We start from the raw sequence: 333 nt of genomic DNA, 5'->3' as shown, positions 1-333 counted from the left end.
CACCCTGCCCCTGACCATCAACGGCAAACTCGACACCACAGCCCTACCCCCACCCCAACACCACACCCACACCGACACCTACCACCCACCCACCACACCCACCGAAGAAATCCTGGCCGACATCTACGCCCAGGTACTGGGCCTCGACCACGCGGGAATCCACGACTCCTTCTTCGAGCTGGGGGGTGACTCGCTGTCGGCGATGCGGGTGGTCGCCGCGATCGGGAGAGTTCTCGACGTGCGTCTCGGGGTCCGAACGTTGTTCGACGCCCCGACGATCGCAGAGTTGACGTCGCGTATCGGTACGCAACGCGACGATCTCGAGCCGTTGGC

The 333-nt window shown here is 64.6% G+C and carries 1 protein-coding gene; it reads left to right on the top strand.

Annotation, left to right across the window (positions count from 1 at the left end):
* On the top strand, positions 1–333 hold a 333-nt coding region (locus JDV09_RS26405; protein ID WP_221372083.1), incomplete at both ends, for a phosphopantetheine-binding protein.

Origin of the sequence: Mycolicibacterium xanthum (genome assembly GCF_019710635.1) — a bacterium.
Taxonomy (GTDB): domain Bacteria; phylum Actinomycetota; class Actinomycetes; order Mycobacteriales; family Mycobacteriaceae; genus Mycobacterium; species Mycobacterium xanthum.
This window is presented reverse-complemented; position numbering and strand designations above follow the sequence as displayed.